Here is a 24,736-nt window from a genome sequence, read left to right on the forward strand (position 1 = left end):
GCGGCCACCGGCCACTCGACCGCGCCCAGCGCTCCCAGCAGTCCGGCGCCGGTGTAGGCGGCGATCCGGCGGGTCCGCGGCGACACCAGTCCCACAGTGTCGAGCACTCCGTCGACCATTCCGCCCACGGCCCCGACACCCGGCACGCGCCGCACGGCGGAGGCGGCGGACTCCACCGGGCGCAGCAATCGGGCCGGGCCCGTCGACGGAGCTGATGAAGTCGATTCCTGGTCGTTCATGGCCGCTTCCGATCGCGCTTGTTTCCGGCCCCGGGCCTGCCGCGCGCGTACGCGCGCACGACCCGCGGGTCCACGTGTCCACCCCTGCGTCTGCCCACCAGCGCCGGCTCAAACATCAGCGCGTCGGCCCGACCGGCCCGCCTTGATCGAGTCGACCGAGGTGGCGCTCGCCACGGCCCGATCCCTCGACGTCCCGCGGCGGCCGGAAGGCCCCCTTCCCGGCCGCCGCTCGCCCCGCACTCCTGCGGGACGTCCTGCGGCCCCGGAGCCACGCCCCGGTGACCACGGCAGCCGTTTCCCCGCGCCGCCGTCGGGCAGACGCGTCCTCGCGCGGGCCGCCCGCGGGGCCGTGCACCCGATCGCGACCCCAACCGCTGATCCCAGCCGCTGCCCCGAGCCGCCGCCCCAACCGCTGACCGGCATGCCGAGCACTCGCCGACGACACGGACGGGCACCTCACCGTCGGCAACACCACCCGGGAACTCCGGGCGGCCGATGACAAGGATGCCCCCGTGAGATTCCTCGACCGAAGCGCCGCCGGGCACCAACTCGCCCGGGCGGTCCTGCCGTTCGTCGGCGACCGGACCGACGACCGGGTGGTCGTGCTCGGCCTGGCCCCCGGCGGGCTGCCGGTCGCCGCCGAGGTCGCCGAGACCCTGGACGCCCCGCTCGACGCCACCGTGGTCCGGCAGCTGAACGTGCCCGGCTACGACCGCCCGGTGGGGGCGATCGCCGACCGCAACCCGCCGCTGTTCGACCGGGAGTCGCTCAAGATCCTCGGCGTCACCCCGGTCGAGGTCGGCGAGAGCGTCAAGCGCGAGCGCGCCGAGGTGCACCGCCGCGAGGCGCTCTACCGCGACGGGCGGGCCCCGCTGTGCCTCCGGGGCCGCACCGTCGTCCTGGTCTCGGACGGTCTCACCGACGCCCTCACCGCGCACACCGCCGTCCGCGCCCTGCTCCGCGACCGCCCGGACCGCCCGGACCGGCTGGTCCTCGCGGCGCCGCTGTGCGACGCCCGGCTCGCCGACGAGCTGCGCCGGGACGTCGACGCCCTGGTCTGCCTCCACCTGCCGCCCTACGCCCACGCCGCCGGGCCGTGGTACGGCGAGTTCCACGAGGTCACCGACCGGGAGGCGGCCGTCCTGCTGCGCCGGCACGGCCCGCACGACGCCGCGGGCTGACCGGCGCGCCGTCAACCACGGTCCACCGCCCACGGTCCAGGGCCGATGACCCACCGTCGGCCGTCCCCCCTACGCCGGATGTTCCGGCACGCAGCGACCTGAGCCGCACCGACTCCCTGCACGCCCTGCACTGACGGCAGCCCCGTCGAACGGGCCCCGGCGGTACCGCCGGGGCCCGTCTACGTGCGCAACAGCCGCCGCCAGCGCGGCAGTTCGGTGCCGCAGCAGACGAGGGCGAGGAGCCCGACCAGCACCGCCGCCCAGCCCGGGAGGAGCAGCCCGGCGGCGGTGACGGCACCGGCGAGTTCGGCGAGCACCATCAGGACCGTGACCCAGCCGGGCACCGCGACGACCGTCCCCGGCTTGTCCCCGGGCGTCTGCAGGACCGCCGGGAGGCCGATCAGCAGCACGTCCACGCCGATCGCCAGCACCACCGAGTGCGGCCACAGCGCGATCGGCAGGCCGATCCAGCCGACCAGCTCCAGCCCGGCCCGCAGCGCGGTGGCGTACCAGGGCTCGGCGTGCTGCCGCTTCTCCATCGTTCCCCCTCGGTGCCCCATCGAACATGTCCACCGGCCTTTCGGCGACAAGGACTTGGTATGACCACGGCAAAGGCTTCGCACCGCTGCGTCCGCCATCTGGACGGCACCGCCGCCGAGTTGATGTGGTGTCCGGGCTCGACGAGCACCGACAAACCTCCCACACCCTCACACCCGGGAGCAGACGCATGCGCACACCGCTCAAGGCCGCCGCGCACACCCTCACCGCGCTGGCCCTGGCCGCCCTCGGCACCACCGCACTGGCCAACGGAGCCGAGGCGCAACCCGCCCCGGCCACCGCCCACTTCGGGACCAAGCCGCTCCGCCCGAGCACCGCCCCGCACCCGGCCGCGACCACCAACAACACCCTCTCGGTCCGCTCCTCCGCGACCCAGGGCGTGGTGTCCCCCACCCCGAAGGTGTACCTGGTCTTCTGGGGAAGCCAGTGGTCCTCCGACCCGGCCGGGGTGGCGGCCGACATGCAGAACATGTTCAAGGGCCTCTACGGCAGCCAGGACACCTGGGGCACCGTGCTCGACCAGTACTGCGAGGGCGTCGCCAAGGGCACCACCAGCTGCGGCACCAAGGGCGTCCACGTCCAGCACCCGGCCTCGACCCCGCTGGCGGGCGTGTGGTTCGACAACTCCGCCGCCGCGCCCGCGAGCGCCACCAGCACCCAGCTCGGCGCCGAGGCCGGCAAGGCCGCCGCCCACTTCGGCAACACCACCCAGGCGCCCAACCTCAACGCCCAGTACGTGGTCCTCTCCCCCACCGGCACCCACCCGGACGGCTTCCCCAACAGCGGCTTCTGCGCCTGGCACGACAAGACCAGCAGTTCCTACGGCACGCTGGCCTACACCAACCTGCCGTACATCCCGGACATGGGCGCGGGCGCCTGCACCACCTTCACCGACGGCCGGATGCTCTCCGGCATCGAGTCCACCGAGACCCACGAGTACGCCGAGACGGTCACCGACTTCTGGCCCAGCATCGGCTGGAACGGCGGCGGCGGGGAGATCGGCGACGAGTGCGAGAACCTCGACGCCTACGTCACCCTGAGCACCGGCACCTTCGACCTCCAGGGCCTGTGGTCCAACAGCGCCAACAAGTGCGTCACGCACGGCTAGTGTCCTGCGCGGGGCCGCCGCCCTCCCGGCGGCCCCGCCGCCGCTCACCCCACCAGACCCAGCACCGCCTCGACGAACGCCTCCGGCGCCTCCTGCGGCACGTTGTGCCCCACCCCGGGCAGCGTCCGCACCTCGCACGGCCCGGTGAACCGCTCGGTGCCGGTCTGGTCCGCGGCGGGGATCACCCCGTTCTCCTCACCCACCAGCACCACCGTCGGCACCCCGATCGGCGGCTGACCGGCGAGCCGCTCCTCCAGCGCCCGGTAGCGCGGATCCCCGTCCACCAGCCCGTACCGGTGCCGGTAGGAGTGGATCGCGACCTCCACGAAGTCCGGATTGTGCAGGCTGGGCGCGGACGCGGCGAACGCCTTCCCGGCATCCGCCCAGGTCGGCGACCACAACCGCCAGAGCAGCCCGCACAGCTCCTCACGGTTGCGCTCCAGCCCCAGGCGGCCCCGCTCGGAGTGGAAGTAGTACTGGTACCAGAAGTTGAACTCCGCCTCGGGGGCGGCAGGTTCCATCGCGCGGGCGATGTCCTGGATGTTGTAGCCGCCCGCCGTCACCAGCCCCTGGACCCGCTCGGGACCGGTCGCCGCGACGACGCAGGCCGCCCGCCCGCCCCAGTCGTAGCCCGCCACCACGGCCCGGTCAATCCCCAGCGCGTCCATGAAGTCCACCAGGTCCTGGCCGAGCGCGGCCTGCTGGCCGCTGCGCATCGTCGTCGCCTCCCGGAACCGGGTCGGCCCGTAACCGCGCAGGTACGGCACCAGCACCTCCCGCCCGGCCTCGGCGAGCAGCCGCGCCACCTCGTCGTAGGCCCGCACGTCGTAGGGGAAACCGTGCAGCAGGATCACCGGGGCGTCGGCCTTCCGGCGCCGCCGGCCGGTCCGGTGGTAGGCGATCTCCAGAACCGGTGTCGTCACCCGGTGCAGCTCGTACAGCTCGTGGGAACTCGCAGTCATCCGGTCATGCTCGCACGCCCGGGCCGGCCGGCAACTGCCCCTGGGGCGGCCGCCGGTCCGACCGGCCCGGCTGACCGTCGACGGCGGCTCGGGCCCGTTCTCGGGCGCCTCGACCCACCGGCCGACCGCGCTCGCCCCACACACCGCCCAGTTCGGCGACAGCTCCCGTCCCGCCGTCTCCGCAGCCCCCGAGGCCATCGCCCTGTCGGGCCACCGGCCGACCCCTGGGCCGCCCGGGTGACCAGGCTTGTAGGCTCGCGTCCGAAAAGCTCTGTTTCTTGAAGGGGGAGCCCGGTGCGCGCCCGTCGGTGGACAACTGTGGTCGCTGGAGTCGTCGCGCTGAGCAGCCCGACCGTCGCGTACGCCCGCGGCGGGGGCGGTAGCCACGGGTTCGGGGGCAGCGGCGGCAGCCATGGTGGCGGGGGTAGCCATGGTGGCGGCTTCCACGGTTCGACCGGCGGCGGCTCCGGTTTCGGTTACGGATCCGGTGGCGGTGAGATCGTCCCCCTGTTGGTGATCGTGGTCGTCGTCCTCCTCATCCTGTGGCTCGTGTACCGGCGCCGGAAAGCGGGGCAGACAGTCGGTCTGAACACCGTGTCGGACCGTACGGCGCACCGCGCGGACGCGCAGGCGCGTGAGCGCGCCGCCCAGGTCGGGGCCCGGGTCGATGCCATTGCCGACACGGATCCGAGCTTCGATCGCGCCGCGATCGAGCGCCGAGCCGTCTGGCTGTACGTGACCGCCCAGCGTGCCTGGACCCAACACGATCACGCCACCCTGCGGCAGATCCTGTCCCCGGTGCTCTACGGCAAGTGGGCCGACGAGCTGCGCGACTACGAATCACGCGGCGAGGTCAACGTCGTGGAGATCGTCTCCGGCCCGGTGGTCGAGCTGGTCGACGTCGCGAACCGCGCGGGCGAGGTGAACGACACCGTCACCTTCCGGGTCACCGCGACGCTCAACGACTACGTCCGCCGCAGCCACGGCCCGGATGCCGTGCGCAAGGACGGTTCGACACGCCCGGTCGAGTACTGGACGCTGCGCAAGAGCCGGGACGGAGAGTGGATCGTGTCCTCGGTGGAGCAGGCGGCCGAGGGTGCGCACCACCTGACCAGCGCCATCGAGACGGACGGCTGGGACCAGAAGGAGGTCGCTCGCGAGGCGGTGCTCGAAGTCGCCGGGAAGACCGCGGTCAAGGGGGTGAGCGACATCCTGTCGCTCACCAACATTTCGTGGAGCACGGATGCCGACGCCGCCGTCGGCGATCTGAGCGTGCTCGACGGCCGGTTCGACAAGGCGGTTCTGGAGGTCGCCGTCGAGCGGTTCCTGGAGGAGTGGGTCATGAACGACGGCAGTCTGGACTTCACGTCCGTGCGCACGGTCGATCGAACCGTCATGCGTGACGCCGTCGTCAGGTCGGTCATGGTGCGCTCGCTGGTCTCACGTGACCCGATCGTCTTCCGTGTCGCGGTCGACGCGGAGGGCGTCTACTACGAGGTCGACCGGCGCAGCGAGCAGGTGCTCCGCGGCGACGCACGCCGGCGCAGGCCGATCAGCTTCGCGTTCGACCTCCGCAGGGACGACACGTCGACCGGAGCCTGGACCGTGATCGCCACCCACGTGGAGTAGGCGGAGCCCTCGCCGGGGTCGCCTCTTGAAGGCGGAACCGGGGCGGGCTCCTCCGGAACGGCCCCGGTCGGCTGCGGCCCCCGTCACCGCCGGGCCAGCAGGCCCCGTACGTAGGCCGCCTGGCCGGCGTGCTGGAGGTCGTCGGCGATCACACTGACAAGACGTACGCCCAGGGTGACCGGAGGCTGCCACGACTCGTCGACGATCCTGGCGAGGGAGCGGTTGTCGAGGCCGCGCACGTAGGCGACGGTCCGGGCGTGGACGGCCTCGTGGTAGCCCACGAGGAGGTCGGCGGTGGCGGTGACCTTGGCGACCTGCGCGGGCCGGTGCCCGTAGCCGGTCGAGGACGCGGTAAACGGCAGCCCGAACCGGCCCGCCCAGCCGTCGGCGGTCCACACCTGTTCGCGGTCGGCCGCGTCGGCGAGGTGGTCGTCCTGCACCCGGGTGAGGTGCCAGACCAGCCAGGCGATCGAGTTGGCCGAGTCCCGCACCCGGAACGCCAGCTGCTCGGGGGTCAGGCCCTCGACCACGTCGGCGACCGTTTCACGGATCCTGTCGAACGCGTCCACGAGAAGATCGGTGCTGGTCACGCCGGTCACAGTCGCCTCCCGGTCCGTACCCGCCCCACCGGCGGCATGGCGGATGTCGCGCCACCCCGACGATTCTGTCCCGCCCGTGGCGCCCCGGCCACCCGGGACCGGCTGCGACCGGACCGGACCCCGGCGTCCGTCGGCCGGCGGCCCCCTGGTCGCGGTATCGCCGGGCGGGGCCGAGGGTGGGCAGCGGACCGCTCGGCCCGCTGCCGGCGCGGACAGGACCCGAGGAGTGGCCGATGACCGAGTACGAGCGCACCCGCACCATGCCGGCCCTGCCGGAACTGGTCTTCGACCAGGCCTCCGACCCTGGGCGGTTCGACGCGTGGATGCCCCGTGATCTGCACGTGCGGGTCGACGATCCGCCCGCGGTGACCGTGCACGAGGACCGCACCGGCGAGGACCAACGCGGACTCCTGCGGGCGCAGAAGGACCAGATGCGGATGGAGTGGGGGACCCGGGAGAACGGCCGGTACGCCGGCTGGCTCCAGGTGGCGGGCCTGGACACCGGCACCAGCCAGGTGACCGTCCACCTGTCGTTCTTCGACCCGCGGTCGGCCCCGCCGCGCGAAGAGGTCGAGCAGGCGCTGGACGACAGCCTGGCCCGGCTGGAGGAGCAGGTCCGTCTGCGGGCCGACTCCAGCGGCTGACCCCCATCCGGGCCCTGCCCGGACCCCGGCCCCGGCCCCACCTGGGCAGGGCCAGGGCCGGGGTCAGGAACGCGGGGGCAGCCGGTGGAGCCGTACCTCGGTGAGGCGGCCGTCGTCCGCGCGGGCGGTCAGGTAGGTCGCGAAGGGCTGGCGGCGCCGGTCGGTCGGGGAGCCGGGGTTGAGCAGCCGCAGGCCGCCGGGGGCGTGGCTGTCCCACGGGATGTGGCTGTGCCCGAAGACCAGAACGTCCGTGTCGGGGAAGCGCGACCGGCACCGCTGTTCGCGCCCCGGGGCGGGGCCGGTCTCGTGGACGACCGCGAAGCGCAGGCCCGCCAGTTCGACCCGGGCCACTTCGGGCAGCCGGTCGCGCAGCGCCTGCCCGTCGTTGTTGCCGTGGACGGCGACCAGCCGCCGGGCCCGGGCCTCGAACAGGTCGAGTGTGGCCGTGTCGACCCAGTCCCCGGCGTGGAACACCGCGTCGGCCTCGTCGAGGGCGCGCAGCAGCGGGGCGGGCAGGGAGCGCGCCCGGGTGGGGACGTGGGTGTCGGAGGTGAGGAGCAGTCGCACGCCGGTGGACTCCGGTTCGGGTCAGGACCTCGCCGAGGGGTGTCAGTCGTCGCCCGAGCCGGGCTCGGCCATCCTGCGGTGGATCTCCGCCTTGGTGCTGTCGGGCAGCACCTTGTTGGCCGCGGCCTGGGCGCGGGTCTTCAGGGAGCCGGCGGTCACCTTGTCCTTGCCGGCCATGAGGGCCTCGAAGCCCTGCCGGGCGACCTGGGCCGGGTCGTCCTTGTCCTGTTGGCCGAGCTCGGTGTCGGTCATGTCGGCGCGGTGGAAGAAGTCGGTTTCGGTGGGGCCGGGCATCAGCGCGGTCACGGTGACGCCGGTGTCCTTCAGCTCGTTCTGCAGGGCCTGGGCGAAGGACTGGAGGAAGGACTTGGAGGCGTTGTAGACGGCCTGGAACGGGCCGGGCATGGTCGCGGCGATGGAGGAGGTGATGAGGACCCGGCCCTCGCCGCGGGCGGTCATGTCGCGCAGGAGGTGCTTGGCCAGGCGGACGGTCGAGGTGATGTTGAGGTCGATGATCTCCAGTTCGTCGCACAGGTCGGTGTCGACGAAGGCGCCGCCCCGGCCGACACCGGCGTTGAGGGCGACCGCCGAGACGGGTCTGCCGGTGGCGGCGATCGCCGACCACAGGGTCTCCACTCCGTGGCGGGTGCGCAGGTCCGCGTGGACGTCCGTCACGACGGCGCCGTCGGCGCGCAGGCTCTCGGCGGCCGCGGCGAGGCCGCCGTCCTCCGCGTTGATCAGGAGGTCGAAGCCGTGGTCCGCGAACTGGCGGGCCAGTTCGTAGCCGATGCCGCTGGAGGCGCCGGTCACCACGGCGAGGGGTCGGGTGGGAGTCGTCATGCCGCACGACTACCCCGGCCGATCGCATGCGAATCACGCCGGGCGTGCCACCGGAGGACCCGGCCTCGTACAGGGCGTGGCCCCCCGGTCGGCCCGGCGGCGTCGTGGTGGTGCTCAGTTCGCGGCCAGGCGCGGGGCGAAGGCCGAGAACCACAGGGCCGCGAACGTGGCGACGGTCATCGCGGGCACGAGGAGCCGGGTTTCCAGCTTCCCGCCGGTGCGCCGGATCAGCACGAGTTCGAAGCGCTTGGGACAGGGCCAAAGGAGGGGCGCGCCCCGGCGGGTCAGGCAGTCGCCGAGCAGGTGGGACAGGGTCCCCAGGCAGACCGTGTAGGGCAGCCAGACGGCGACACCGGTGAACCAGGCGGCCACCGTCGCCGTCCCGACACCGGCCAGGCCGACGGAGGTCACCCACGCCGTCAGCCCGTTCCCCGGCGGGTGCAGGTGCAGGGCCCGCGCCGCGAGACCGAAGAGCACGAAGGTGAGGCCCAGGGTGAAGCCACCGCCGAGGCGGGTGACGCCCATCCAGGTGCCCCAGCCGGTGAGCGCCACGAAGAGCAGGGAGTGCGTCGCATGGCGGTGCCCCCCGCACAACCTGCCCACCAGGCGGCACAACCCCTTCGACAGCGGGCCCAGCAGGTGCGCGGGCGTCGCGTCGTGGTGGTCGAGGTCCGGCAGCAGCGCGGCCCCGGCACAGAGCAGCGTGCCGACCAGGATCTCGCTCGGCCGCGGCTGCACCCCGAACAGGGCCTCCGGCAGGAACGGCGCGGTCGCCGCGTAGAGCAGTGCCCCGCTGATCGCATGCGACTGACCCAGCACGTCGACCCGTCCCCTCCCGTTGCGCTCCCTCCCGCACCACCTGCCCGGACCGCCGTCCGGAACCCGCGGAGATCCCTCTGCTACCCGCCTCGCCCCTCGCTACTCCCGGCCCCCGCGGGCAGGGGCGGGGCTCCCGTTCTCAGTACGGATCGTCGGCTACGCCTCGGCGAGGCGGGTGGCCAGGTCGTCGAGGCCGAGGGAGCCCTGGGCGAGGACGGCGGTGTGCCAGGTCCGGAGGTCGAAGGCGGCGCCCTGGCGGCGCCGGGCGGCCTCCCGGCCCTGGAGCCAGGCCCGTTCGCCCAGCTTGTAGCCGATGGCCTGGCCCGGCCAGCCGAGGTAGCGGTCGATCTCGCTGGTGCGGCGCGGGAGTTCGCTGCCGTGGTGGGCGGCCATGAAGTCGAGGGCGAGGGCCGGGGACCAGCGTTCGCCCGGGTGGAAGCCGGAGTCCGCCGGGATGGCGAGTTCGAGGTGCATGCCGATGTCGACGATCACCCGGATGATCCGCAGCATCTGCTTGTCCAGGTAGCCGAGGCGCCGGGCGGGATCGGTGAGGAAGCCCAGTTCGTCCATCAGGCGCTCGGCGTACAGCGCCCAGCCCTCCTTGTTGGCGCTGACCGCGCCGAGGGTGATCTGGTAGGTGCTGAGCCGGTCGGCGCAGGCGGTCCAGCGGGCGGTCTGCAGGTGGTGGCCGGGGACGCCCTCGTGGTACCAGGTGCTGACGAGCTGCCAGGTGGGGAAGGTGCGTCGGCCGAGGGCGGGCAGGTAGGTGCGGCCGGGGCGGCTGAAGTCGAGGCTGGGGCCGTTGTAGTAGGGCGCGCCCGAGCTTCCCGGCGGCGCGATCAGGGTCTCGACCCGGCGCATCGGCCCGGCGATGTCGAAGTGGGTGCCGTCGAGGGCGTCGATCGCCTCGTCCATGATCTGCTGCAGCCAGGCGCGGACGTTCTCCTCGCCGTCGACGGCGTGGCCGTGGGCGTTGAGGTGGTCCATGGTGGCCCGGACGCCGGCGCCGGGGAGGATGCGCCCGGCCTCGGCCCGCATCTCGGCGGCCGTCCGGTGGAACTCCTCCCAGGCCCAGGCGTAGGCCTCGGCCGGGTCGATCTCGGCGCCGTTGGCCCAGCGGGCGGAGCGCAGGTAGTGCTCGCGGCCGACGGCGTCCGGGGTGCCCTCGGCAGCGGGCAGGTAGGTGTCGGCGAGCCAGTCGCGGAAGGCGGCAGCGGCGGCGGTCGCCCGCTCGGCGGCGACATCCAGCTCGGGGCGCAGCGCGGCCGGGCCGTCCGCGACGAAGCCGGTGAACCAGCTCGTTCCGCCGCCTGATCGCCCGGTCCAGGCGTCGAGTTGGGCGATGGCGGCGCGGGCCTGCCGGGGTGCGCTGAGCAGTCCGCGGCCGATGCCCTCGGCCAGGGTCGCCCGGTAGCCGTCCAGGGCGCCGGGGATGTTGCGCAGCCGTCCGGCGACGGCCGCCCACTGCTCGGGGGTGTCGGTGGGCATCATGGTGAGGACGCCGCGGACCTTGTGCAGGGGCGAGTTGACGTTGCGCAGCTGGCGGTAGTGGTCCCCGGCTTCGTGGACGGCGAGTTCGGCGGTGAGCCGCTCGCGCAGCAGACGGGCGCAGTCCAGTTCGGCGGGGTCGTCGACGGGCGCCGCGGTGCCGAGGGCGGTCAGGGTCCGCCGGGCGAGTTCGGCGAGTGCCTCGAAGCCCTCCGGTGACAGGTCCGGCTGCCGGTCGTCCTCGGGATGGAGGCCGAGTCTGGTCGAGGTCGCCGGGTCGAGTTCCGCGACCCGGGCGACGTGGTCGTCGGCGATCCTGCGGGGGGACTTCGGCGTCTCGGGCATGCGCCCCATGCTGGCGCAGCCGCTGACCTGCCGTCCAGGGCGCCGGGCCCCGGACGGCAGTCAGCGGCTGCCGCGGAGGACAGGCGGGCTCGGCGCCCGGCTCTCACCACGGCTCACTTGACGATCCGTCAGCCCTTGCAAAGGCCCCGGCTGTAGTCGAAGGTCGCGGCGGCCTGCGAGTACTGCCACTGCGGGGTGAGCAGCTGCTGGTCGAGCTGCCCGGCGGCGGCCCGGTTCTCCACGACGTAGCCGAAGTCCTGCAGCCAGGCCGGGTAGAGGTTCTTGGAGCCGATGAAGAAGGCGGATCCGTCGACCGAGACCACCTTGTGGTGCAGCGCGTACGGGTGGCCGTCGGCCCAGGTCGGGGCCGAGGAGGCGCGGAACGGCGCGAGCTGCAGGTTCTGGCACATCGCCGTCTTGGCCTTGCCCGGGTCCCCGAGGCGGGCGGTGAGGCGGGCGGCCAGGGTGTCGCTGATCTCGTTCAGGGACTTGATCTGCGAGTAGCCGCCGCTGCCGACGGCGCCCCGGTTGCCGGGGTCGCTGACCACGATGCGCACCTTCACGCCGTCCGCGAGCTTGCCTGCGAGCAGGTCGAAGAGCCGCACGTCGTAGCGGGGCATCGGCGGGCAGGTGCCGGTCACGTCCTGCTGCCACTCGCCGCCGCAAAGGCCGACGAGTCCCGGGCCGATGCGCACATCGACAACGCCGCGCGCGCCGGAACGCGAAGAAGCCGGGGTCGACACGATCATCGTGTCGACCCCGGCTTCCGTTGGTAGCGGGGACAGGATTTGAACCTGCGACCTCTGGGTTATGAGCCCAGCGAGCTACCGAGCTGCTCCACCCCGCGTCGGTGAGACCACCATAGGCGATGACCCCGCCGAAACGGAAATCGGTTTCCCCGCACACCCCCAACGCCCCGGAGACGGCGCGGGTCAGCAGATCCGGGGCAGTTGTTCGCCCATCGGCAGGTCGACCACGCGGGTGCCGCCGAAGCCGGTGCGGGCGACGACCATGCCGGGGTGGTCCTCGACGCACTCGCCGATCACCGCCGCCTCCGCGCCGAGCGGGTGGGCGCGCATCGCGGCGAGCACGGCGTCGGCCTCGGTGCGCGGGACGAAGGCGACCAGCTTGCCCTCGTTGGCGATGTACATCGGGTCCAGGCCCAGCACGGCGCACGCGTTGGCCACCGGGTCCGGGACGGGGACGGCGCGTTCGCTCAGCACCACGCCGACCCCGGCCGCCGACGCGATCTCGTTGAGCGCCGCCGCCAGCCCGCCCCGGGTGGGGTCGCGCAGCACGTGCAGGTCGCGGGTGGCGCCGAGCATCGCCTCGACCAGGCCGCCGAGGGCCGCGCAGTCGCTGCGCACCTCGACCCCGAACTCCAGGCCCTCCCGGACGCTCAGGATCGCCACCCCGTGCAGCCCGATCGGTCCGCTGACGATCACCACGTCGCCCGGGTGGGCCCGCTGCGGCCGGATGTCGACCCCGGCCGGGACGAGCCCGATCCCGGCGGTGTTCAGGTAGACGCCGTCCCCGTGCCCGGCCTCGACCACCTTGGTGTCCCCGGTGGCCACCTCGACCCCGGCGGTGCGGGCGGCCTCGCCGAGCGCCCGGGCGATCCGGTCGACGGCGGCCAGCTCCACCCCCTCCTCCAGGATGAAGCCGCAGGACAGGTAGGCCGCCCGGGCCCCGCTCATGGCGAGGTCGTTGACCGTGCCGTTGACGGCGAGGTCGCCGATGCAGCCCCCGGGGAAGAACAGCGGCCGCACCACGTAGGAGTCGGTGGAGAACGCCAGTCGCGCGCCGCCGAGTTCGAGCACCGCCGAGTCGCCGAGCCCGGCCAGCACCGGGCCGCCGAACGCGGGCGCGAAGAGGTTCTGCACCAGTTCGGCGGAGAGTGCCCCGCCGCCGCCGTGGCCCATCACCACCCGGGGGTGGTCGCGCAGCGGCAGCGGGCAGCTCCAGCCGGAGAAGTCGGGCGCGGCGGGGTCGGTGAGCAGTTCGGTGTCAGCCAACGGGGCTCGCCTCCTGGGCCGGGTTCGGCGTGCTCAGCCGCCGGTAGAGGTAGTACGCGGCGCAGGCGCCCTCGCTGGAGACCATGGTGGCGCCCAGCGGGGTGCGCGGGGTGCAGACCGTGCCGAAGGCCTCGCACTCGTGGGGCTTCAGCAACCCCTGCAGCACCTCGCCGGCCCGGCACTGGGCGGGTTCCCGGGTGCGGATGCCCGTGACGTCGAAGCGGTGCGCGGCGTCGTGCTCCCGGTAGCGCGGCGAGAGCCGCCAGCCGCTCCGCGGGATCACGCCGATGCCCCGCCAGGCGCTGTCGGTCACCTCGAAGACGTCCTCCAGCATGGCGCGGGCCGCCGGGTTGCCCTCCGGCCGGACGGCCCGGGCGTAGGCGTTCTCGACGGTGTGCTCACCGCGCTCCAACTGCCGTACGGTCCGCCGGATGCCCTCCAGGATGTCCAGCGGCTCGAAGCCGGTGACCACGATCGGCACCCGGTGGCGCTCCGCGAGCTCCGGGTACTCGGCGGTGCCCATCACGCTGCACACGTGCCCGGCGGCCAGGAAGCCCTGGACGCGGCAGTCCGGCGAGGCCATGATCGCCTCGATGGCCGGGGGCACCCGGACGTGCGAGACCAGCATGCTGAAGTTGCGCACGCCCTGCTTCCGGGCGAGGTGGACGGCCATCGCGTTCGGCGGGGCGGTGGTCTCGAAGCCGATGCCGAAGAAGACCACCTCCCGGTCCGGGTTCTCCCGGGCGATCCTCAGCGCGTCCAGCGGCGAGTACACCACCCGGACGTCGCCGCCCTCGCCCCGCACCCGGAACAGGTCGCGGTCGGTGCCGGGCACCCGCAGCATGTCCCCGAAGGAGCAGAAGATCACTTCAGGGCGGGCGGCGATGGCGAGCGCCCGGTCGATCACCTCCAGCGGGGTGACGCACACCGGACACCCCGGGCCGTGGATCAACTCGACCTCGTCCGGCAGGAGTTGGTCGATGGCGTGCCGGATGATGCTGTGCGTCTGGCCGCCGCACACCTCCATCAGCGCACACGGGCGGGTGACCGTCGCCCTGATGTCGGCGAGCAGGCCCTCGGCCAGCTCGGGGTTGCGGAACTCCTCCAGGTACTTCACCGCTCGGCCTCCTCAGCCGTTCCTGCCGCCTCGGCCGCCTCCCACGGGTCGCCGAACTCCTCCTGCAGCAGCCCGAGTTCCTCGAACAGCCGGAGGGTCCGCCGGGCCGACTCCTCGTCCAGACGCTGCAGTGCGAACCCCACGTGGACGATCGCGTACTCCCCCACCGCCAGGTCGGGCAGGTACTCCAGGCAGACGTCCTTGACCACCCCGCCGAAGTCCATCACCGCCATCCTGGTCCCGTCGCGTTCCCCGATCTCCGTCACCCTGCCGGGCACCGCCAGGCACATCCGCTCTCACTCCTCCCGGTCGGCCGACGCGCGGCCGGCCACCATCAGCTGGCCAAGCGCCAGCCCTCCGTCGTTGGGCGGCACCCGGCGGTGCCGAAGCACGGTGAAGCCGTCCTCCCCGAGGCCACCGGCGCAGGCCGAGGAGAGCAGCGCGTTGGCGAACACCCCGCCGCTGAGCGCCACCGTGGTGATGCCGTACCGGTCCCGGACGGCCGCGCAGACCTGCCGCACCGCCTCCGCCACCCCGGCGTGGAAGCGCGCGGCGACCAGCCCGGCCGGGGCACCCGCGGCCAGATCCGCCACCGCCCCGGCCAGCACCGGCCCGGGTTCGACGACCCAGCCGCCCGCCCGCTCCGCGAGCCCGAAGCCGTAGCCCCCCGCCGGGCCGAACTCCACTGCGGCGGCCTCCAGTTCGATCGCCGCCTGGGCCTCGTACCCGGCCCGGTGGCAGATCCCGGCGAGCGAGGAGACCGCGTCGAACAGCCGGCCCATGCTGGAGGTCGGCACGCAGTTCAGTCCGCGCTGCAACTGCCGCTCCAGCAGCCGCAGTTCCTCAGAGGGACAGGCCCCGACCGGCGGCAGCCCGGCGGTCCAGGGCAGCCCGGCCGCGCGCAGGTGCGCCAGCGCCGTGCGGTACGGGCGCTCGACGGCCGCGTCGCCGCCCGGCAGCGGCACGTACCCCAGGTGGGCGAGCCGGCGGAATCCGTCGTAGTCGGCGAGCAGCACCTCGCCGCCCCAGATCGCACCGTCCTCGCCGTAGCCGGTCCCGTCGAAGGCCACCCCGAGGACGGGCCGGCCGCCGTCCAGGCCGTGTTCGGCCATCACCGCCGCGATGTGGGCGTGGTGGTGCTGCACCCGGCGCACCGGTCGGCCGGCGGCGGTGCGCTCGGCGTGGTGGAGCGAGCGGTAGCCCGGGTGTCGGTCGGCGACCAGCAGTTCGGGCCGCACCCCGGTGACCGTGCCGAGCTGGTCCACCGCCCGGTCGAAGGCGCGCAGCGTGGCCAGGTCGTCCATGTCGCCGACGTGGCCGGACAGCCAGGCGTAGCCGTCCGCGGCCAGCGCGAAGGTGTTCTTCAGGTCCCCGCCGACGGCCAGCACCGGCCGGACGGGCACCGGCAGCGGGAGCGGCAGCGGGGCGTACCCGCGCGAGCGGCGCAGCGGCAGCTGTTCGCCGTCGACCACCCGCACCACGGAGTCCTCGCAGGGCACCCGGATCGGCCGGTCGTGGCCGAGCCAGCCGTCGACCAGCGGGGCGAGTGCGTCCAGCGCCTCCCGGTCGTCGGTGACGATCGGCTCTCCGGAGAGGTTGGCACTGGTCATCACCAGCAGGTCCGGCCCGGGCGCGGCGAGCAGCAGGTGGTGCAGCGGGGTGTACGGGAGCATCACCCCGAGGTCGGGGCTGCCCGGGGCGACAGCCGGGAGTTCCGCGGCGAACCCGCCGGGGCGGCGCAGCAGGACGATCGGCCGGACCGGTCCGATGAGCAGTTCCCGTTCGACGGGCCCGATCGGCAGCAGTGCCTCGACGGTCGCGAGGTCACGGGCCATCAGGGCGAAGGGCTTGTCGCCACGCCGCTTGCGGCGGCGCAGCAGGGCGACGGCCTCGCGGTCGCGGGCGTCGCAGGCCAGGTGGTAGCCGCCGATGCCCTTGACGGCGAGGATCGCCCCGTCCGCGAGCAGCCGCCGGGCCCCGTCGAGGGCGTCCTCGTCCCGGCGGTCGGCGTGCCCGGGGACGGTCAGGGTGAGCCGTGGTCCGCAGCCGTGGCAGGCGACGGGCTGGGCGTGGAAGCGGCGGTCGGCGGGGTCGGTGTACTCCCGGGCGCAGTCGGCGCACATCGGGAAGCCGGCCATCGTGGTGTTGGCCCGGTCGTAGGGCAGGCCGGTGACGATGGTGTGCCGGGGGCCGCAGTTGGTGCAGCTGATGAAGGGGTGCCGGTGGCGCCGGTCGGCGGGGTCGGTGAGTTCGGCCAGGCAGTCGGCGCAGACCGCGACGTCGGGCGGGATCAGGGTGGCGCGCGGGCCGTCGGTGCGGGAGGCCGTGATGGTGAAGCCGGTGGCGCCGGTGGCGGCGAGCGGCTGGTGCTCGACGGAGGCGACCCGGGCGAGCGGCGGGGCGTCGCCAGCCACCCGCCGGCAGAAGGCGTCCAGGGCCTCCGGGCTGCCCTCGACCTCGGCGAGCACGCCCTCGCCGGTGTTGGTGACGCTGCCGGCCAGTCCGAGTTCCCCGGCCAGCGCGTAGACGAACGGCCGGAAGCCGACGCCCTGCACCAGGCCCCGGACGGCGACCCTGCGCCGTTCGACGCCGAGCGCCGTCACGACGGCTCCGGCACGGGGTGGTGGTGGCCCTGGTCTCCCTCACGAACCTGTGCAGCCATCACCGGCCGGTGCGGCGCGGCGCCGTCCAGCACGGCGAGCGCCCGCTCCAGCAGCGCGCCCACGCCGTTGCCGGTGCGGGCCGAGGTGGTCACCACCTCCACGCCGGGGTTGACCCGCTGGACGTTGGCGAGGAACGCCGCCTCGTCGAATTCGGCCGCCGCGGCGAGGTCCGCCTTGGTCACCAGGACGAGGTTGGCCAGCCCGAACGCGGTCGGGTACTTGAGCGGCTTGTCCTCGCCCTCGGTCACCGAGGCCAGCACGACCCGCAGCGATTCGCCGAGGTCGTAGGAGGCCGGGCAGACCAGGTTGCCGACGTTCTCCACGAACAGCAGCCGGCAGTCCCCGGGCAGCCAGCCGTCCAGGTGCCCGGCGAGCATCCGCGCCTCCAGGTGGCACAGCCCGTCGGTGAGCACCTGCTTCACCGGCGCGCCCGAACGGGCCAGCCGCAGCGCGTCGTTCTCGGTGGCGAGGTCGGCGGTGAGCGCGGCGACGGACACCCCGCGCCGTCGGGCGAGCCCCAGCTCCGCCTCCAGCAGGGCGGTCTTGCCGCTGCCGGGGCTGGAGAGCAGGTTCACCGCGACCGTCCCGCGGGCGGTCAGCGCGGCGCGCAGCTCGCGGGCGCCGTCGTCGTTGCGGGCGAGCACCGCCCGCCGCAGGTCGGCCGTCCGGCCCGCGTGTCCGCTCTGGCACATCGGCTTTCAGCCCTTCCGTTCGGCCGGGACGCCGGGGCGTTCGGCCCACTCGACGTCGAGGATCTGGAGTTCGCGCCCGGACAGCAGCTCGACGCCGCCGCCGGTGCGGCAGCCGGGGCAGGCGAGGTCCGGCGGCATGCCGACGGCCCACTCGACGCCGCAGGGCGCGCAGCGGGCCCGTGCCGGGACGGACTCGGTCTCCAGCGCCGCGCCCGCCACCAGCGTGCCGGCGCAGGCGAGTTCGAAGCAGAAGTCCAGGGCTTCGGGGACGACGCCCGCCAACTCGCCGACCCGCAGCCGTACTCGTGCCACCGCGGCGGCCCCGTGTTCGCGCGCGGCCGTGTCCACCTGCTCGACGACGGCGGCGGCGATCGACATCTCGTGCATCGGTCCCTCTCCACGGCGGCCGGCGACGCGCCCCATTACAGGGCGCGGTGGCGGCGGCGGCTCGAAGCCGCGCCGCCACCGTGTCCGGGGCTGCACCGTTCGCAGCAATCCGCGGCTCACATCCGCGAGATCTTCAGGTACCGCTTGAGGTCGGGCAGGCTCTGCCAGACCAGCGCGCCGATCCCCGCCAGCAGGGCCGCGCCGATGAGCTTCCTCAGCATGGTGTCGTCCTCCTCTCCGGCGACCGGGTCTCCTCCACCGACAGGGTCTCCGCCACCGGCAGCGCCTCCGCCACGGCCCCCAGGACCACGCGGACGGCCTCCTCCACGGCGGCGGCGACGGGCTCGCTCAGCCCGATGCCCTCCTCCAGCGACGCCGGCTCGCAGCCGACCACCAGCACCCGCCCGGGCGGCTCGCCGCCGGTGCCGGCCGCGAGCGTGGCGAGCAGTCCGAGCACGGCGTCCGGCCCCATCCGGTGCCCGTCCAGGACGGGCACCTCCAGCGGCTCGGCGGCCGCCTCGATGAGGTACACCGTGCCGGGCGGGCCGCCGCGGCAGGTGGCGTCGACCAGGACGGCGGTGCGGTAGCCGTCGAGCAGCCGGTACGCCAGGTCGACGCCGCGCACGCCGACGTCGACCAGCTCGACGCCCTCCGGCAGCGGGTGGGCGGCGAGGCGCCGGACGGTCTCCACCCCGAACCCGTCGTCGCCGAGGAAGATGTTGCCCACCCCGGCGACCAGCACCGTCGGCCGGGTCACGACTCCTCCAGCGGGGTGATCTCGTCGGGCTGGAAGTACCGGAAGCGCCCCTGGGCGCGCCACAGGTCCGCGCCCGGGTCGTCCTCCACCGTGACGGCGAGGTGCACCGAGCCGTCGAGGTCGTGCAGCACGGCCTCCACCACGGCGGTGCGCCCGTCCAGGAAGAGGTCCTGGGCGTCGGTGCGCCGCCGTCCGGGCCGCAGCAGCACCCGGCTGCCCGCGCCGACCTGCCGGCCGTCGACCAGCACCCGGTCGTGCTCGGGGTCGACCTCGGGGTCGTTGCCCGGGTCCCACCAGGGCTGTTGCGGGTCCGGGCCGCAGCCGGTGATCTCGCGCAGCCCGCGGATCGCGCCGTGCAGCCGCTCCAGCACCTCGGGCGGCATCGACTCGGCCAGGTCGATCACCGCGCCGGCCCGCTCGTCGGTGCCCCGGGCCTCCCGCTTCTCCCGGTCGGTCAGGGCCGCCGTCCGCAGGGCCAGGATCTCGTCGATCTCGGTGGCGTCGTACAGGGCCCCGAGGCTCTCCGGGGCGATCCGCGGGTGGTCCTCCAGGATGATCGGCGAGGACAGCACCACCTGGTACCCGCCGTCCGGCCCGGCGGGCACGGGCCAGGTGCGCTCGTTGCGGCAGCGCTTGACGGCCGCCCGGGCCCACTCGGGCGGGTCGGCGACCGACAGGAAGCGGCCGTGCTCCAGCCCGAGCAGCAGATGGGTGGAGACCAGCGAGCGCGGCAGCGCCTCGTCGCGGCCGGCCCCGCGGCCCGGCGTCCAGTCGGAGGCGTTCTCCACCTCGACCGTCAGGCGCTGCGCCCGGTACGGGCCGGGCAGTTCCTCGACCCGCAACCGCACCACCCCGTCGAGCTGTTCGCGCCGGCGCACCAGCCGTCCGACCGCGCTGCCGTGCTCGTGCAGCAGCTCCGTACTGCCGACGCCCGGCAGCCGGAACCCGTGCTGCAGCCCCTCGCGGGTCAACTCCTCGACGTCCAGCAGCAGTTCGACCCGCTCCTCGACGGCCTCGTCCCACTCGACGAGCACCCGGTCGGCGAGCTCCAGCTCCTCCACCGGCTCGAACCCGCCCTCCTCGACGGCCCGTTCGACGGTGCGCCGCTGGACCCGCAGGAAGCGCAGCTCGACCGCCAGCCGGTCGTCGCGCCGCGCCTCCATCACGCACTCGGTGCGCTGGTGGGAGTGTTCGCCGCCCTGCCTGGTGTACTCGGGCGGCACCAGGACGCCGAACTGCCAGCGCAGCCGGTTCTTGGCCGCGGAGGCGCGGTACGGGTAGAGCACGTAGCCCTCCATCAGCACCGCGTCGGCGATATGCCGGGCGGCCGCGAAGCCCCGCTCGATCCCCTCGGGGAAGCTCTGCTCGCTCATCCGACCCCCTCTCCGACCGTCGCCGAGGCGAGCAGCTCGCGCACCGTCGCCTCCCAGGAGGGCAGCGCCCGCCGGGAGCGGTAGGCCAGCAGCTCGTCCATCAGGTCCTCGGGCAGCCGCAGCCAGCCGCAGCCGGGGAAGTGCCGGTCGACCGCCTCCCGCCAGACCGCCACCGGCATCCGCACCCTGGCCTCCTTGTCCCACGGCACCGGCGTGACCTGGAAGCCGCCCGGCCCGGCGAAGGCGGTGCCGGAGAAGAGCAGCAGCAACGGCACCTCGCCGCCCTCCAGTGCCCGGAAGTACCGGGCGCAGGCCACCTCCAGGTCGTAGCTGCACGGCACCGCGAGGTCGGCCTCGGTCTCCCCGGTGAATCCGGGCACCAGCAGCGGCACGGTCGCGAACTGGATCGGGTTGAGCGTGGTGGCCCAGCGCTCCCGCTCGCCGAAGAGGTCGCCGAGCCGCTCTCCCTCGGCGTCGCCGTAGGACCGGCGGCCGGGTTCGATCCGCAGCTGGCACTGCAGCGCGAGGGCGTGCACCCGGGTGTCGGCGGGAGCGGTGATCCGCAGCCGGAACACCAGGGTGGGCACGGCCGCGTACGGGTCGGAGCGCACGCCGGTGCAGGCGAAGGCAAGCGTGGTCACGCCCTCACCTCCGCGGGCAGCGGGCGGGTCCGGACGGCCAACTGCTCGAAGAAGGCGTCGAGTTCGGCCCTGGCCTCGGCGCCGCCGTCGAAGCCGTGCCAGCACCGCCGCAGCCGGCCCACCAGCTCGTAGCAGACGTCGATCGGCACCAGGAAGCACTCGACCCGTCCCTCGGCGCGGCGCAGCAGCAGCGCCTCCACGTCCGGCTCCAGGGCGCCGGCCAGCCGGCTGGTGCCGAGGGCGCGCTCCCAGGCCTCCTGGTCCAGCTCGCTCTCGGTGGCGCCGGCCGGCCCGGGGTAGAAGGCGAGCAGCCGGTCCAGCACGGCGTTGCGGAACAGGAACACGGTGCCGACCGGGACGCCCAGCACCGACCAGGCGCGCTCGTCCGGTTCGCCGTCCGGGTCGCTCAGGTAGCGGTCCGGGACGGCGCGGTAGCGGCCTCCGGCCGCGCCCGGCTGCCGGAACAGCAGGCCGCAGGCGGTGCAGGTGCAGGCCAGGGCGCGTTCCTCGACGTCCACCAGGTGGCGGTGGCCGGGCGGCAGGTCGTGGCCGCAGAGGGCGCACTGCTCGGGCCGCGGCGGGGCCGGTTCGCGCAGCCGGCGCAGCAGGGCGGTGCCGTCCCGGGAGACCCGTCGGGTGTTCATCGCACCTCCGCGGGCCGCGGCGGGCGGGTGCCGATCTGGAGCAGTTGGGGGGCGCGCTCCAGTTCCAGGGCCGTCACCTCGGGCGCGTGGCAGGCGAGGGCGGCCTCCACCTCCTGCTCCCCGCAGCCGCAGCCGCTGGCCGTGCGGCACAGCCGCAGGGTGCCGGTCTCCGGCGCGAAGCCGAGCACCTCGACCCGCTCGGGCAGGGTGGCGAGCGCCCGGTCGATCCTGGCGCTCACGTCCTCGGGGTGCAGGTCGTGCAGGAGCAGCAGCCCGGCCACCACCGGGTCGTCCAGCATCCGTTCCAGGGCGGGCGGGGGCAGCGCGGGGACGAGCCTGGCCAGGCCCTCGCCGTAGAACTCCATGAGGTCGCGGACGAGTTGCTCGCCCGTCTGCTCGGCACCGCTGCCGGCCAGGGCGTCCAGGGCCTGCTGGATCCGCAGCCCGGTCTGCTCGGCCGTCATGCGGTGAGCCCGCTCAGGCCGGTGGGCACGTGCATGGTCTTCAGGGTCCGCCCGTTGCCCACGTACATGTGGACGCCGCAGGGCAGACAGGGGTCGAAGCTGCGCACGGCGCGCATGATGTCGATGCCCTTGAAGTTCTCCGGGGAGTTCTCCTCGAAGATCGGCGTGTTCTGCACCGCGTCCTCGTACGGGCCGGGCGTGCCGTAGCTGTCGCGCACGCTGGCGTTCCAGGGGGTGGGCGGGTACGGGTGGTAGTTGGCGATCTTGCCGTCGCGGATCACCATGTGGTGCGAGAGCACCCCGCGCACGGCCTCGGTGAAGCCGCAGCCGATCGACTCGTCCGGCACCTCGAAGCGCTCCCAGGTCTGGCTGCGCCCGGCGCGGACCTCGTCGAGCGCCTTCTCGGCGAAGTGCAGGGCGGCGGCGGCCGCGTAGGCCTGGAAGTAGGTGCGGGCGCGGTTGCGTTCGATCGCGTTGCTCCACTGCGGGATCTTCCACTCGAAGGTGACCTCGGGCTTGGTCATCGAGCGGGGCAGGTTGATCTGCACGCTGTGGCCGGTGGCCTTGACGTAGCCGATGTCGACCAGGCCGGACAGCGCCGTGGACCACAGCCGGGCGATCGGGCCGCCGCCGGTGTCGAGGGCGAGGTGTTCCTTGCCGTCGAACCAGCGCGGGGACATCACCCAGCTGTACTTGTCGTCGAAGTTCCGCTTCTGCGGCTGGGGGATGGTGTGCTGGTTCCACGGGTGCCGGGGGTCGACGGGGTTGCCCAGCGGGTCGTGGGTGACGAACAGCTCCTTGCCCTCCCAGTCCTCGTAGTAGGAGGAGCCGAGCAGGATGCGGATGCCGAGGTTGATCTGCGTCAGGTCGTTGGTGACGAGCTTGCCGTCCACGACGACCCCGGGGGTGACGAACATCCGCCGGCCCCAGTCCGTCATGTTGCGGTACGTGAAGTCGCAGTGGTCCGGGTCGTTGAGGCTGCCCCAGCAGCCGAGCAGGACGCGGCGCCGGCCGACCTCCTCGTAGCCGGGCAGCGCCTGGTAGAAGAAGTCGAAGAGGTCGTCGTGCAGCGGCACGACCTTCTTCATGAACTCGACGTAGCGCATCAGCCGGGTCAGGTAGTCGGTGAACAGCTGCACCGTCGCGACGGTGCCGACGCCGCCCGGGTAGAGCGTGGAGGGGTGCACGTGGCGGCCCTCCATCAGGCAGAACATCTCCCGGGTGTACCGGCTGACCTGGAGCGCCTCGCGGTAGAACTCGCCCTCGATCGGGTTGAGCGAGCGCATGATGTCGGCGATGGTCTTGTACCCGTGGTCGCCGGCGTGCGGGGCCTCGGTGCGCTCGGCGAGTTCCAGGACACCCGGGTTGGTCTCACTGACCATCTTCTCGCAGTAGTCGACCCCGACCAGGTTCTCCTGGAAGATGTTGTGGTCGAACATGTACTCGGCGGCCTCGCCGAGGTTGATGATCCACTCCCCCAGGTGCGGGGGCTTCACGCCGTACGCCATGTTCTGGGTGTAGACCGAGCAGGTGGCGTGGTTGTCGCCGCAGATCCCGCAGATCCGGCTGGTGATGAAGTGGGCGTCGCGCGGGTCCTTGCCGCGCATGAAGACGCTGTAGCCGCGGAAGACCGAGGAGGTGCTGTAGCACTCCGCGACCCTCTTCTGCTTGAAGTCGATCTTCGTGTGGATGCCCAGGCTGCCCACGATCCGGGTGATCGGGTCCCAGGACATCTCGGTCAGACCGCTGCCGTCGCCGGTCGCCCTGGTGGTCGGTGTTGCCATCGTGTCCGCGTGTCCTTCTCTGCGAGATCGACGGGCCGCACACCGGGGCGGTGTGCGGCCCTTCCCTGTCACCAGGGCGGGCGGTAGCCCGTGGTCAGGTGGCGGCCGGTGTGGCGCCACTTCGGTTCCTTGTCGACGGTGTTCAGCGTGATCGCGCGCAGCCGGCGGATCAGCGAGCCGTAGGTGCCGCTGACGCCGGTGGACACGCGCGAGCCGGGCGGCGGGTCCATGAAGGGCATGAACTTGTCCGGGAAGCCCGGCATGGTGCAGGCGATGCAGATGCCGCCCACGTTCGGGCAGCCGCCGACGCCGTTGATCCAGCCGCGCTTGGTGACGTTGCACTTGACGACCGGGCCCCAGCAGCCGAGCCGCACCAGGCACTCGGGGGTGCCGTAGTCGGTGGCGAACTGGCCCTGTTCGTAGTAGCCGCCGCGGTCGCAGCCCTCGTGCACCGTGGCGCCGAACAGCCAGGCGGGCCGCAGCTTGTCGTCCAGCGGGATCATCGGCGCGGAGCCGGCCAGCTGGTACAGCAGGTAGGCCAGCGTCTCGGCGAAGTTGTCGGGCTGGATCGGGCAGCCGGGCACGCAGACGATCGGCAGCCCGGCCTTGGACTTCCAGTCCCAGCCGAGGTGGTCCGGCACGCCCATCGCGCCGGTCGGGTTGCCGGCCATCGCGTGGATGCCGCCGTACGTGGCGCAGGTTCCGATCGCCACCACGGCCGTCGCCTTGGGGGCGAGCCGGTCCAGCCACTCACTGGTGGTGATGGGCTGTCCGGTGGCGGGGTCGTCGCCGAAGCCGCACCAGTAGCCCTCCTTCTTGATCTTCTCGTTGGGGATGGACCCCTCGACGACCAGGACGAACGGTTCGAGTTCGCCGCGGTCGGCCTTGAAGAACCACTCGATGAAGTTGTCCGCGCCCTGGACCGGGCCGCACTCGAAGTCGATCAGCGGCCAGTGCACCGCGACCCTGGGCAGGCCGGGCAGCGCGCCGGTGACGATCTCCTCGATGCTCGGCTGCATCGCGGCGGTCAGCGAGACGGAGTCGCCGTCGCAGCTGAGGCCGGCGTTGATCCAGAGAATGTGCACCACGTCGGTGTCGGTTGTCGCGGCGGTTGCGGCAGTTGCGGCGTTGGCAGCGGTTGCAGCACCCATGAGGATGCCTCCTCGGGGATGGGAGCCGGAGGAAATGGCTCGGATCCAGTCATAACAACGGTCCGGACC

The 24,736-nt window shown here is 73.5% G+C and carries 26 protein-coding genes and 1 tRNA gene; 4 read left to right on the top strand and 23 right to left on the bottom strand.

Translation table 11 applies throughout. From position 1 onward, the window contains the following. The first annotated feature begins 751 nt into the window (after positions 1 to 751). Positions 752 to 1,420: a phosphoribosyltransferase gene (locus ACZ6Z8_RS01840; RefSeq protein WP_465605326.1), complete on the top strand. Its 669-nt coding sequence runs from the start codon at positions 752 to 754 to the stop codon at positions 1,418 to 1,420. A 179-nt stretch (positions 1,421 to 1,599) separates the two neighbouring features. Here ACZ6Z8_RS01840 and ACZ6Z8_RS01845 read toward each other — a convergent pair whose 3' ends face one another. Next, positions 1,600 to 1,959, bottom strand: a complete 360-nt coding sequence (locus tag ACZ6Z8_RS01845) for a hypothetical protein (protein ID WP_465605327.1) — start codon at positions 1,957 to 1,959, stop codon at positions 1,600 to 1,602. Between the two features lie 188 nt (positions 1,960 to 2,147). Between ACZ6Z8_RS01845 and ACZ6Z8_RS01850 the strand changes: the two genes are divergently transcribed. Continuing rightward, positions 2,148 to 3,086 (top strand): hypothetical protein, encoded by a 939-nt coding sequence (locus ACZ6Z8_RS01850; RefSeq protein WP_465605329.1) that lies wholly within the window; start codon positions 2,148 to 2,150, stop codon positions 3,084 to 3,086. Between the two features lie 44 nt (positions 3,087 to 3,130). Here the strand turns inward: ACZ6Z8_RS01850 and ACZ6Z8_RS01855 are convergent, their stop codons facing one another. Then, entirely contained in the window at positions 3,131 to 4,048 is a 918-nt protein-coding gene (locus ACZ6Z8_RS01855) for an alpha/beta fold hydrolase (protein ID WP_465605331.1), read from the bottom strand. A gap of 513 nt (positions 4,049 to 4,561) precedes the next feature. Here ACZ6Z8_RS01855 and ACZ6Z8_RS01860 point away from each other — a divergent pair. Further along, the gene (locus ACZ6Z8_RS01860) at positions 4,562 to 5,677 is read left to right on the top strand and encodes a TIM44-like domain-containing protein (protein WP_465606301.1); all 1,116 of its coding nucleotides are present in this window, start codon (positions 4,562 to 4,564) and stop codon (positions 5,675 to 5,677) included. Between the two features lie 83 nt (positions 5,678 to 5,760). On the opposite strand, the gene ACZ6Z8_RS01865 is transcribed toward ACZ6Z8_RS01860, so the two are convergent. Beyond that, on the bottom strand, positions 5,761 to 6,267 hold the full coding sequence (locus ACZ6Z8_RS01865; RefSeq protein WP_465605332.1) for a mycothiol transferase: 507 nt from the start codon (positions 6,265 to 6,267) through the stop codon (positions 5,761 to 5,763). A 242-nt stretch (positions 6,268 to 6,509) separates the two neighbouring features. Between ACZ6Z8_RS01865 and ACZ6Z8_RS01870 the strand changes: the two genes are divergently transcribed. Further along, entirely contained in the window at positions 6,510 to 6,920 is a 411-nt protein-coding gene (locus tag ACZ6Z8_RS01870) for an SRPBCC family protein (protein ID WP_465605334.1), read from the top strand. Between the two features lie 63 nt (positions 6,921 to 6,983). Here ACZ6Z8_RS01870 and ACZ6Z8_RS01875 read toward each other — a convergent pair whose 3' ends face one another. The 20 genes from ACZ6Z8_RS01875 to ACZ6Z8_RS01970 form a co-directional block, all read right to left on the bottom strand. Continuing rightward, on the bottom strand, positions 6,984 to 7,487 hold the full coding sequence (locus ACZ6Z8_RS01875; protein WP_465605336.1) for a metallophosphoesterase family protein: 504 nt from the start codon (positions 7,485 to 7,487) through the stop codon (positions 6,984 to 6,986). Between the two features lie 42 nt (positions 7,488 to 7,529). After that, positions 7,530 to 8,327, bottom strand: coding sequence for an SDR family NAD(P)-dependent oxidoreductase (locus tag ACZ6Z8_RS01880; RefSeq protein WP_465605338.1), 798 nt, complete (start codon positions 8,325 to 8,327; stop codon positions 7,530 to 7,532). Positions 8,328 to 8,441: 114 nt separating this feature from the next. Beyond that, entirely contained in the window at positions 8,442 to 9,146 is a 705-nt protein-coding gene (locus ACZ6Z8_RS01885; RefSeq protein ID WP_465605340.1) for a metal-dependent hydrolase, read from the bottom strand. 156 nt (positions 9,147 to 9,302) lie between these two features. Then, entirely contained in the window at positions 9,303 to 10,979 is a 1,677-nt protein-coding gene (locus ACZ6Z8_RS01890; RefSeq protein WP_465605341.1) for a DUF885 domain-containing protein, read from the bottom strand. Positions 10,980 to 11,107: 128 nt separating this feature from the next. Continuing rightward, positions 11,108 to 11,674, bottom strand: a complete 567-nt coding sequence (locus ACZ6Z8_RS01895; RefSeq protein WP_465605343.1) for a phospholipase D-like domain-containing protein — start codon at positions 11,672 to 11,674, stop codon at positions 11,108 to 11,110. 75 nt (positions 11,675 to 11,749) lie between these two features. Further along, positions 11,750 to 11,826, bottom strand: a tRNA-Met gene (locus ACZ6Z8_RS01900). 85 nt (positions 11,827 to 11,911) lie between these two features. After that, on the bottom strand, positions 11,912 to 12,994 hold the full coding sequence (hypE, locus tag ACZ6Z8_RS01905; RefSeq protein ID WP_465605345.1) for a hydrogenase expression/formation protein HypE: 1,083 nt from the start codon (positions 12,992 to 12,994) through the stop codon (positions 11,912 to 11,914). After that, positions 12,987 to 14,111 carry a hydrogenase formation protein HypD gene (gene hypD, locus ACZ6Z8_RS01910; RefSeq protein WP_465605347.1) on the bottom strand — a complete coding sequence of 375 codons (1,125 nt, stop codon included), beginning with the start codon at positions 14,109 to 14,111 and terminating at the stop codon, positions 12,987 to 12,989. Before hypD ends, hypE begins: the two co-directional genes overlap by 8 nt. Further along, positions 14,108 to 14,401: a HypC/HybG/HupF family hydrogenase formation chaperone gene (locus tag ACZ6Z8_RS01915; RefSeq protein ID WP_465605349.1), complete on the bottom strand. Its 294-nt coding sequence runs from the start codon at positions 14,399 to 14,401 to the stop codon at positions 14,108 to 14,110. The genes hypD and ACZ6Z8_RS01915 overlap by 4 nt, the downstream gene beginning before the upstream one ends. Positions 14,402 to 14,407: 6 nt before the next feature. After that, positions 14,408 to 16,714, bottom strand: coding sequence for a carbamoyltransferase HypF (gene hypF, locus ACZ6Z8_RS01920; protein WP_465605351.1), 2,307 nt, complete (start codon positions 16,712 to 16,714; stop codon positions 14,408 to 14,410). Next, positions 16,711 to 17,466 carry a hydrogenase nickel incorporation protein HypB gene (hypB, locus tag ACZ6Z8_RS01925; RefSeq protein ID WP_465605353.1) on the bottom strand — a complete coding sequence of 252 codons (756 nt, stop codon included), beginning with the start codon at positions 17,464 to 17,466 and terminating at the stop codon, positions 16,711 to 16,713. The genes hypF and hypB overlap by 4 nt, the downstream gene beginning before the upstream one ends. Positions 17,467 to 17,472: 6 nt before the next feature. After that, positions 17,473 to 17,853 carry a hydrogenase maturation nickel metallochaperone HypA gene (hypA, locus tag ACZ6Z8_RS01930; RefSeq protein ID WP_465605355.1) on the bottom strand — a complete coding sequence of 127 codons (381 nt, stop codon included), beginning with the start codon at positions 17,851 to 17,853 and terminating at the stop codon, positions 17,473 to 17,475. Between the two features lie 116 nt (positions 17,854 to 17,969). Next, positions 17,970 to 18,074 carry a DUF6893 family small protein gene (locus tag ACZ6Z8_RS01935; RefSeq protein WP_402813656.1) on the bottom strand — a complete coding sequence of 35 codons (105 nt, stop codon included), beginning with the start codon at positions 18,072 to 18,074 and terminating at the stop codon, positions 17,970 to 17,972. Next, positions 18,068 to 18,610, bottom strand: a complete 543-nt coding sequence (locus ACZ6Z8_RS01940) for a hydrogenase maturation protease (protein WP_465605357.1) — start codon at positions 18,608 to 18,610, stop codon at positions 18,068 to 18,070. Before ACZ6Z8_RS01940 ends, ACZ6Z8_RS01935 begins: the two co-directional genes overlap by 7 nt. After that, positions 18,607 to 19,983, bottom strand: coding sequence for a hypothetical protein (locus ACZ6Z8_RS01945; protein WP_465605359.1), 1,377 nt, complete (start codon positions 19,981 to 19,983; stop codon positions 18,607 to 18,609). Before ACZ6Z8_RS01945 ends, ACZ6Z8_RS01940 begins: the two co-directional genes overlap by 4 nt. Then, positions 19,980 to 20,624 carry a DUF6084 family protein gene (locus ACZ6Z8_RS01950; RefSeq protein ID WP_465605361.1) on the bottom strand — a complete coding sequence of 215 codons (645 nt, stop codon included), beginning with the start codon at positions 20,622 to 20,624 and terminating at the stop codon, positions 19,980 to 19,982. Before ACZ6Z8_RS01950 ends, ACZ6Z8_RS01945 begins: the two co-directional genes overlap by 4 nt. Continuing rightward, positions 20,621 to 21,268: a DUF5947 family protein gene (locus ACZ6Z8_RS01955; RefSeq protein WP_465605363.1), complete on the bottom strand. Its 648-nt coding sequence runs from the start codon at positions 21,266 to 21,268 to the stop codon at positions 20,621 to 20,623. The genes ACZ6Z8_RS01950 and ACZ6Z8_RS01955 overlap by 4 nt, the downstream gene beginning before the upstream one ends. Then, positions 21,265 to 21,732 (bottom strand): thioredoxin, encoded by a 468-nt coding sequence (locus ACZ6Z8_RS01960; RefSeq protein ID WP_465605364.1) that lies wholly within the window; start codon positions 21,730 to 21,732, stop codon positions 21,265 to 21,267. The genes ACZ6Z8_RS01955 and ACZ6Z8_RS01960 overlap by 4 nt, the downstream gene beginning before the upstream one ends. Next, the gene (locus tag ACZ6Z8_RS01965) at positions 21,729 to 23,516 is read right to left on the bottom strand and encodes a nickel-dependent hydrogenase large subunit (protein ID WP_465605366.1); all 1,788 of its coding nucleotides are present in this window, start codon (positions 23,514 to 23,516) and stop codon (positions 21,729 to 21,731) included. The genes ACZ6Z8_RS01960 and ACZ6Z8_RS01965 overlap by 4 nt, the downstream gene beginning before the upstream one ends. A gap of 68 nt (positions 23,517 to 23,584) precedes the next feature. Then, entirely contained in the window at positions 23,585 to 24,667 is a 1,083-nt protein-coding gene (locus ACZ6Z8_RS01970; protein ID WP_465605368.1) for an NADH-quinone oxidoreductase subunit B family protein, read from the bottom strand. Between the last annotated feature and the right edge of the window lie 69 nt (positions 24,668 to 24,736).

This window comes from Kitasatospora sp. NPDC101108 (assembly GCF_055584725.1).